Origin of the sequence: Herbaspirillum chlorophenolicum, assembly GCF_001189955.1 — a bacterium.
In the GTDB taxonomy this organism is placed as follows: domain Bacteria; phylum Pseudomonadota; class Gammaproteobacteria; order Burkholderiales; family Burkholderiaceae_D; genus Herbaspirillum; species Herbaspirillum chlorophenolicum.
The window spans coordinates 91,967-100,217 of record NZ_LFLT01000019.1 but is presented as its reverse complement, the minus strand read 5'-3'; the positions used below and the strand labels follow the sequence as shown (position 1 = coordinate 100,217).

Annotated in this window: 5 protein-coding genes; 2 read left to right on the top strand and 3 right to left on the bottom strand. The window is 51.8% G+C overall.

From position 1 onward, the window contains the following. Positions 1-87: 87 nt before the first annotated feature. The gene (locus AKL28_RS13415) at positions 88-2,205 is read left to right on the top strand and encodes an AIPR family protein (protein ID WP_050468652.1); all 2,118 of its coding nucleotides are present in this window, start codon (positions 88-90) and stop codon (positions 2,203-2,205) included. Between the two features lie 66 nt (positions 2,206-2,271). Here AKL28_RS13415 and AKL28_RS13410 read toward each other — a convergent pair whose 3' ends face one another. Then, positions 2,272-3,846: a DNA cytosine methyltransferase gene (locus AKL28_RS13410; RefSeq protein ID WP_050468651.1), complete on the bottom strand. Its 1,575-nt coding sequence runs from the start codon at positions 3,844-3,846 to the stop codon at positions 2,272-2,274. Positions 3,847-3,889: 43 nt separating this feature from the next. Between AKL28_RS13410 and AKL28_RS23925 the strand changes: the two genes are divergently transcribed. After that, a complete protein-coding gene (locus AKL28_RS23925; protein WP_082221490.1) occupies positions 3,890-4,345 on the top strand; it encodes a very short patch repair endonuclease in 456 nt (151 codons plus the stop codon). 25 nt (positions 4,346-4,370) lie between these two features. Here AKL28_RS23925 and AKL28_RS13405 read toward each other — a convergent pair whose 3' ends face one another. Together AKL28_RS13405 and gyrB are read right to left on the bottom strand one after the other, a co-directional pair. Beyond that, complete coding sequence (locus AKL28_RS13405) at positions 4,371-5,039, bottom strand: HNH endonuclease (RefSeq protein ID WP_156226338.1); 669 nt, start codon at positions 5,037-5,039, stop codon at positions 4,371-4,373. A gap of 595 nt (positions 5,040-5,634) precedes the next feature. Next, positions 5,635-8,133 (bottom strand): DNA topoisomerase (ATP-hydrolyzing) subunit B, encoded by a 2,499-nt coding sequence (gyrB, locus tag AKL28_RS13400; RefSeq protein WP_050468649.1) that lies wholly within the window; start codon positions 8,131-8,133, stop codon positions 5,635-5,637. Positions 8,134-8,251 lie beyond the last annotated feature (118 nt).

The following is an 8,251-nucleotide window of genomic DNA, read 5'->3' as shown; positions in this document are numbered from 1 at the left end:
ACCGCATGCTGCCGAATGGAATCGTCCACCTTTCCTACGGCATCTCGCTGACCTCGCTAGGACCCTATCAAATTTGAAAGGCTGTAAATGCAGATCGATGAATTTCTGGTCGAGTTGTCCCAGCTTGTAGCACGACGTAGTACGGCCAGCCATCTGGTTGATACCCTTGCCTTCATCAGCGAAGTTGCCGACCGTCTCGAAGACGATCCTGTTTTTGGTGAATTCGAAAGCATCGAATATCAAGGAACTACAAGCAGAAACCGAACAATGAAGCTTCATGGTTTCAACCGCTTGGATGAATCTGATGGCAGTATTGGATTGGTCATCGGTAAATGGGAGGATACGTCTTCACCGCAGACACTGAATAGCGCCACGGTGAGTCAGATGTCCGGCTGGTTGGAAAATTTTATCCGAGAGTCGATCGAAAATGATCTTTGCGAGCGCATTACCGAGGCCAACCCGGCCTATGAGCTAGCGCTGCAGCTACGCAATGAGCAGAGAAAAATCAACAGAATCCGCTTTCATATTTTCAGCAACTCGGTCTTGAGCAATAGATTCAAGGAAGAACTCCAAGGTGAAATAGCAGGCATTCCTGTCGAAAGTCACATTTGGGATTTACAACGCTTATCTGCGATCTATCAGTCCAACCGTGAGCGAGAGGTTGTTGACATTGATCTGACCACTCTAGGCGGTTTCGGAATACCCTGTATCGAGGCTGCCAAGTCCGATACCTTGCGCTCGTATTTGTGCGTGATCCGGGGCGATCAGTTAGCCGACTTATTCGATCGATATGGAAGCCGGCTCCTTGAAGGTAACGTGCGATCTTTCCTCGGCATGAAGGGCGGCGTCAACAAGGGGATCAGAGCAACCATTCAGGATGAGCCGAGTCTCTTCTTTGCCTATAACAACGGCATTGCTGCAACGGCATCCGATGTGACCATTCAGAGCATTGACGGTCAGCACGTCATCACCAATCTAATCGATCTGCAAATCGTCAACGGTGGTCAAACGACCGCAAGCATCCTGAGTGCCAGAAAGAAGGACAAATTGAGCCTTCAGGATGTTTCAGTGCAGATGAAGCTTACAAAGGTCTTGCCCGAGAAGGCGCAGGAACTGATCCCCAGTATTGCTGAATTTTCGAATACTCAAAATAAGGTCGCTGCAGCCGACTTTTTCGCTAATCACCCGTTCCATCGCAAAATGGAAGAAGTTTCTCGTCGACTTCTTACTCGTTCCATTGCAGGTCACCGTATTCAGAGCAAATGGTTCTATGAGCGCTCACGTGGCCAATTCCAAAATGAACGCCTCTATCTGAGCAAATCAGAGAAAACGTCATTCGAACTACAATATCCACCGGAACAACTGATCAGCAAAACTGACCTCGCCAAATACAGCCACTCTTGGGAGGAAAAACCTTACTGGGTCAGTTTGGGTGCGCAAAAAAATTTCTCACGATTTGCAGCGAAGTTTTCAAGCAAGGACGGTGACATAACCGAAGCAGAACATTGGCAAGCCATCAGTGCGTCCTATGGTGACGAATACTTCAAATCCATGGTCGCCATCGCCATCATCTGGAAGAAAATGGAATCTATCGTCGATGCCGCCAGAAACTCATGGTACGAAGGTGGTTATCGAATCAACATCGTCACCTATACAATTGCCAAGCTCGCACATGATGTCCGCAAGGCTGGTGGCGAAATTGACTTGGAACGTGTTTGGAACAACCAAGACGCAGGTCCGGAAATTTCCGGACGTCTCGAGCAACTCGCACCGCATATTCAGACGTCGCTACTTCTTCCGCCACCAGGAGTAAAGAACGTCGGTGAATGGTGCAAGAAAGAAGCATGCTGGGAAAGCATCAGTCAACTCCGACTTCCTTGGGAAGTCAGCATCAAGGCGATGGCAATCACCAAAGAGGCTCACAGCGAAAAAAAGGTCGAAGAAAAGAAAAAGGGATCAGTTGATATTGGGATCAATCTTCAAGCGGAAACCCTCGCTCTTTGCATGTCCGGCTACTGGGCGGCACTGCACGCGTGGACAGGAAATCGGACAGATATTTTTTCACCTACCGACAGAGCTCTACTGCAGCGGGCCAGTACAACTCAAGGCTTCCTGAAATTGAATCAGGAAGCAAATTGGAAAAAACTAATAGCTTTCAAAAAGGCTGCCGAGGACGAGGGGTTTCGGCATGCAGCACAAAAATAGTCAGTCATCGAGCTACCGCTCGCAATGTTGTCGGATAAATTGACCCCATGACATTGCGAGATATTTCTACTGCGAATTTTGAAGAAGCATCAGCACCTTCTTAGCGATCTTCTGGGCCAACATGGGTGGTACAGCGTTACCGACCTGATGATATTGCTGCGTACGATTTCCTTGGAAAAAGTAGTTATCCGGAAAAGTCTGCAAGCGCGCGGCCTCTCTCACAGTCAAGCTTCTGCATTGTGCGGGATCAGGATGAATGAAATAGTGACCATCCTTGGCAATGTGACTTGTCACTGTCGTTGACGGCATGTCTTTGAGTTGTACCCGGAACCGATCCTTAAATTTTCCACTCGTCCAGTTTTCATGATTAGGATGAAGAGTTTCCAATAGATCAAACTCCTCATGTCCGGATGGCGATCTCTTTCTCGCTCCGGCAAATACCGATGCATATGCGTATCGCCCCAAATCACTACTCATATGTGATCGGACATCATGGTTGAGCCAGACTTTCAAATTCTTGTCCGCGTACCATTTTTCAAGTGGGGAATCTTGTGAGCGGTCGCCCTTGCGCCGTGGATACCTCAACGCACCAGACTCCATGTTCGATGCAATCTTTCCGGCATATTTTCCTAGTTCAGCACGAACATCGGCCATCTCATGGTTACCTACCGTTGCACTTCGCATGTCCTTGAGATGTCGATTTACAGCATCTGCCCACAGTTCAGGACTGTCCGACTCCTTGCTCAATCGACTCCTCAATGGAGGCAACGAACCAATGGCCTCCTCCACAGTCCGGTATTCTGAGTGTTTTTGCAATGCGCTAGGAGCGATATCAATATCTTCCCGTACACCAATCAAAATGACGCGGTGGCGTGCCTGCGGAATACCATAGTCTTCAGATCGAAGGACGAAGTCCTTAGGATTGATGTCGTCAGGATCCATGCTCCGGTCAAAATATGTCTGGCAGGACAGGGAGTGGATACGATAGCCGTATTTTCCTGGTTTGCTTCCCATGGCCAAATCAGGATCTGCCAAGTCACGCAAAATCGTTTCGAATATGCGCTTGCCGCCAACGGAAGCAGACAATATACCCTTGACGTTCTCCATGACGAAAACCGCCGGTCTGTAACGTTGAATAATCTTTAAATACTCTTTATACAGAAAGTGTCGATGATCCTTCTCTGGAACATAGGTAGCAGTACCCATGTTTCGAGAGCGCCCCACTAAAGAGTAGGCTTGGCAAGGGGGGCCACCGATCAGTACCCACGGAATAGCTGGTCCAATCTTTTGTTCTTTCAGAACACGCTCCAAGCGAAGATTGTCCTTTTCTTCACCCAATGTAAGTTGTAGCGCTTCTTTCCCCGCACACTCCCAGTCCGCAAGAGAGGCCATGTCGTAAGGATGCTCGGCTTCGCCATTGCAATACAGATAATACGGCCGCAGTGCCTCTGGACCTTTTCGCTTCAGAATTCTAAAGTAAGCTCGTAGTCGAAGCGTTTGATGGGCGGACGCTTCCATTTCCGCTGATACGGCAATATGGAACGCGTTCTGAGACAGTCCGGAAAATCCTTCACCGAGCCCCCCGGGTCCAGCAAATAGATCGACGATCGGAATAGAATTTTCGGTGACTGAGTGAGCCATTCCCTAGAAGTCAATTAACTAAATAACTAGGATACCAGGAAGCATGGATGTAGTCGACAATTCCACGCGATCAAGAATGATGGCGGGTATACGTTCGAAGAACACCCTACCGGAAAAACACGTCCGATCATTTTTGCATGCTCGAGGATTCCGATATTTAATTCACGATAAACGACTTCCGGGTTCTCCGGACATCGTACTCCCAAGGTACAAGGTAGCCATTTTTGTACATGGCTGCTTTTGGCATCAACATCGCAAATGCAAGAAGGCAGCAACTCCAAAGACCAATCAATCAAAATGGGCTGCGAAATTTGCCAAGAATCGAGAAAGAGACCGTCGCCACTTGGCTGCACTAGAAAATTCAGAATGGAAAGTAATCGTGATTTGGGAGTGTGGGCTGACGCGAAACTCGGATAATAGCGAAGCGTTGCAGTGGCTACCTGACGCTATTCGAACCCCTTCTGCCTCATTTAAAGAGTGGCCACTCAACGACAATTAAAGCGCTGTAGAGCCTAAAGAATCGATTAAGCTAATGACGCCAAGAACAATTGCCATCGCCTCGACAGGGCAGTACTTGATGGTAAATGCCTGCCTTTGATACGCAACTCATACCCGTCAAATTTTTCATAGTCAGTACCGATTTTTGCCTCTGCATGTACTCTGACAGTCAGCGAATCCGGATCTATAGCCAACAATCCCAAATCGAACAATGTATGCAGGTCCGCTCGCAGTAATAAACCGTTTTCAGTGTGGTTATGCTCTTCGCCTCGATAGCAATCGATATGTGCGGCCTCCAAAACACTGAGCAACTCGCATCCACTAATCATGCATTTCGCGCCATAAATGCGAATCAGACCGTCCCTGAATTTTCGTTGCCCGCGACGCAGCTTGATCGCACGAAGCACCTCCTGCCGAGAATCTGTCGCCGACGGCATATAAGCCAGAACCTCAGATCCTGTATCAAAGTTGGCCTCGGTTGCGCCGACCGACAGCGAACTGACGAAACCTTGGATCAAAGAACGTGTTTCACCGTTAGCCGCGAGAATCGCATCTTCAAGTTTAGCCAGATCCAATTCCGCTATCGAGAGCTGATCACTGGGTCGCAATATTGACGACTTAATTAAATCAATGGGAATTCCATCAGGCATAGCAATAAATGCTGCTCCATATGACGCGTCATACGAAGTGACCAAGGCATTTTCCCCTACAGGCTGTGGAAATTGAAATCCACATTTATGGCACTTCCAATTTGGGAGTTTTTTTCGCGTCTTGATATTGGTTGATCTACACTCAGGACAGCGTTGACGATGCTTTTCACTGTTCTCATTTCGTTCGATGTGCTGAACTAACGAGATTCCTATTAGCCTTGTTTTACTACGGATAACAACCAAATCCCCCACCGCCAGTTGTTTGTGATTGGGTACCTCACTGTCATAACGATATGAATTCTCTGGTCGGTCCAAGTACCCATTATTTCCACCGTATTGGAGATCATTTTTTTCTACGGTAAGTAGCGACCATACGCGACTTGTTCTCACTCCCCACCCCTTTGATCAATATATGAATTATTAGAATCCAGCCTCTTATTCTTGCATCGAATCTTGATATTTTTTTGGGCTTCGGATCGAAATTATTCTTCAAACAAACAAAGGTCAAACAATATATCTTTTCTGTTGTCGCAGAGCTTTTTCCCATAAAGCTCACATCCTCCGTAAAGTCTCTCGGCAAAATAAAAAAGGCCGATGAACTTCATCGGCCTTTTCCAAAAACGTACTTAATGACGCAAAATCAAACGTCAATATTCCCCGCCTGCAACGCATTAGATTCAATAAACGCCCGACGCGGCTCCACATCATCCCCCATCAACGTCATAAAGATCTGATCCGCCGCAATAGCATCCTCAATCTGCACCTTCAACAAACGGCGCACCGTCGGATCCATCGTGGTTTCCCACAGCTGCTCAGGATTCATCTCACCCAGGCCTTTGTAACGCTGCTTGTTGACGCCGCGTTCAGCTTCATCACGCAGCCAGGCCATGGCTTGGCGGAAGTCGGTGATGGCGGACTCCTTGCGCTTTTCGCCGGTGCCGCGGGCGATAACGGCACCCTTGCGGATCAAACCCTTGAAGGTCTGCGCAGCATTCGACAACACCTGGTAATCGGGGCCGGAGGCGAAGTCGGCATCAATCACGGTAGCCTTGATGTTGCCGTGGTGGCGGCGCTGGATGTGCAGGGCGACCTTTTCGGAGAGTTCGTCGAGCTTGGCGACCACTTGCACGGTCGGGTCCGCGATGGCCTTGGTGAGTTCGGCGGCGGTGGCTTCGGCCTGTTCCAGGTTTTCCATCTTCAGGGTGACGCCGGCGTTCATGATGGCGTCCAGCGCCGCTTCGTCGATCGCGCGCGTGAGGCGCATGATGATGGCGTTGGCGGTGTTGTACTGGCGGGCCAGTTCGACCAAGGCGTCGCCGCTGATGCCGGCTGCATCTTCCGCCGGTTTCAGTTCGGCGTCGTTCAGGGCGATCTGCATCATGTATTGCGCTTCCTCGAGGTCGTCCTTGAGGTAGCGTTCGTCCTTGCCGGCCTTGACCTTGTAGAGCGGCGGCTGGGCGATGTAGATGTGGCCGCGCTCGACCAGCGCCGGCATCTGGCGGTAGAACAGCGTGAGCAGCAGGGTGCGGATGTGGGCGCCGTCGACGTCGGCGTCGGTCATGATGATGATGCGGTGGTAGCGCAGCTTGTCCGGGTTGAATTCGTCGGCGCCGATGCTCGTTCCCAGCGTGGCGATCAGGGTGGTGATCTGCTCGGAAGAGAGCATCTTCTCGAAGCGCGCCTTTTCGACGTTCAGGACCTTGCCGCGCAGCGGCAGGATGGCCTGGAACTTGCGGTCGCGGCCCTGCTTGGCGGAGCCGCCCGCGGAGTCACCCTCGACGATGTAGAGTTCGCACAGCGCCGGGTCGCGTTCCTGGCAGTCGGCCAGCTTGGAGGAGAGGCCCAGGCCGTCCATCACGCCCTTGCGGCGGGTCAGCTCGCGGGCCTTGCGCGCGGCTTCGCGCGCGCGGGCGGCTTCGACGATCTTGCCGCAGATGATCTTGGCGTCGTTGGGCTTTTCCATCAGGTAGTCGGTGAGCGTCTTGGCGACGATTTCTTCGACCGGACCGCGTACTTCGCTTGAGACCAGCTTGTCCTTGGTCTGCGAGCTGAACTTGGGTTCGGGGACCTTTACCGAGAGCACGCAGGTGAGGCCTTCGCGCATGTCGTCGCCGGAGATTTCGACCTTGGCTTTCTTGGCGAAATCGTTCTCGTCGATGTACTTGTTGATGACGCGGGTCATCGCGGCGCGCAGGCCGGTCAGGTGGCTGCCGCCGTCGCGCTGCGGGATGTTGTTGGTGAAGCAGAGCACTTGCTCGTTGAAGGCGTCGTTCCATTGCATGGAGACGTCGACCGAGATGTTGGTGTTCTGGTCCGACATCCTGTCGCCGGTGGCCTGGAACACGGTCGGGTGCAGCACGTTCTTGTTCTTGTTGATGTACTCGACAAAACCGCGGGTGCCGCCTTCGAAGGCGAAGTTTTCTTCCTTGCCGGTGCGCTGGTCGGTGAGCTTGATGTGCACGCCATTGTTCAGGAACGAAAGTTCGCGGATGCGCTTGGCGAGAATTTCGTAGTGGAATTCGACGTGAGTGAAGATTTCTTCGTCGGCCCAGAAGTGGACTTCGGTGCCCTTCTTGTCGGATTCGCCAATGACCTTGATCGGCGAGACCTGGATGCCGTCGATGGTTTCCAGTTCGCGGTTTTGCACCACGCCTTTGGCGAACTCCATGGAGTGGACCTTGCCGTCGCGGCGGATGGTCAGCAGCAGTTTCTTGGACAGTGCGTTCACGCAGGACACGCCCACGCCGTGCAGGCCGCCGGAGACCTTGTAGGAGTTCTGGTCGAATTTGCCGCCGGCGTGCAGCTCGGTCATCACGATTTCGGCGGCGGAGCGCTTGGGTTCGTGCTTGTCGTCCATCTTCAGGCCGGTGGGGATGCCGCGGCCGTTGTCGGTGATCGAGATCGAGTTGTCGGCGTGGATGGTGACGTGGATCTCGCTGCAGTAGCCGGCCAGCGCTTCGTCGATGGAGTTGTCCAGCACTTCGAACACGAGGTGGTGCAGGCCGGTGCCGTCAGAAGTATCGCCAATGTACATGCCGGGACGCTTGCGCACCGCTTCCAGGCCTTCCAGGATCTGGATGGAGGAGGCGCCGTAGCTTTGTTGCGCGGAGTTGGTGTTGTCTGCTGGGCTGGAGGACATGGTTACCTTCTGAAAAAGCTAGCCAAACGACTAGAGACTGCGGGTGAAACGACAAAGAAATTACAAAATGCGACAGGGGTACGGCTGAAAACGGAATTCTTAAAAGCGACTGAGGGGC

What these genes read in the sequence shown, in the direction of transcription:
- AKL28_RS13415 (WP_050468652.1), top strand. Translation starts at nt 88, where the DNA reads ATGCAGATCGATGAATTTCTGGTCGAGTTGTCCCAGCTTGTAGCACGA.
- AKL28_RS13410 (WP_050468651.1), bottom strand. Translation starts at nt 3,846, where the DNA reads ATGGCTCACTCAGTCACCGAAAATTCTATTCCGATCGTCGATCTATTT.
- AKL28_RS23925 (WP_082221490.1), top strand. Translation starts at nt 3,890, where the DNA reads ATGGATGTAGTCGACAATTCCACGCGATCAAGAATGATGGCGGGTATA.
- gyrB (WP_050468649.1), bottom strand. Translation starts at nt 8,133, where the DNA reads ATGTCCTCCAGCCCAGCAGACAACACCAACTCCGCGCAACAAAGCTAC.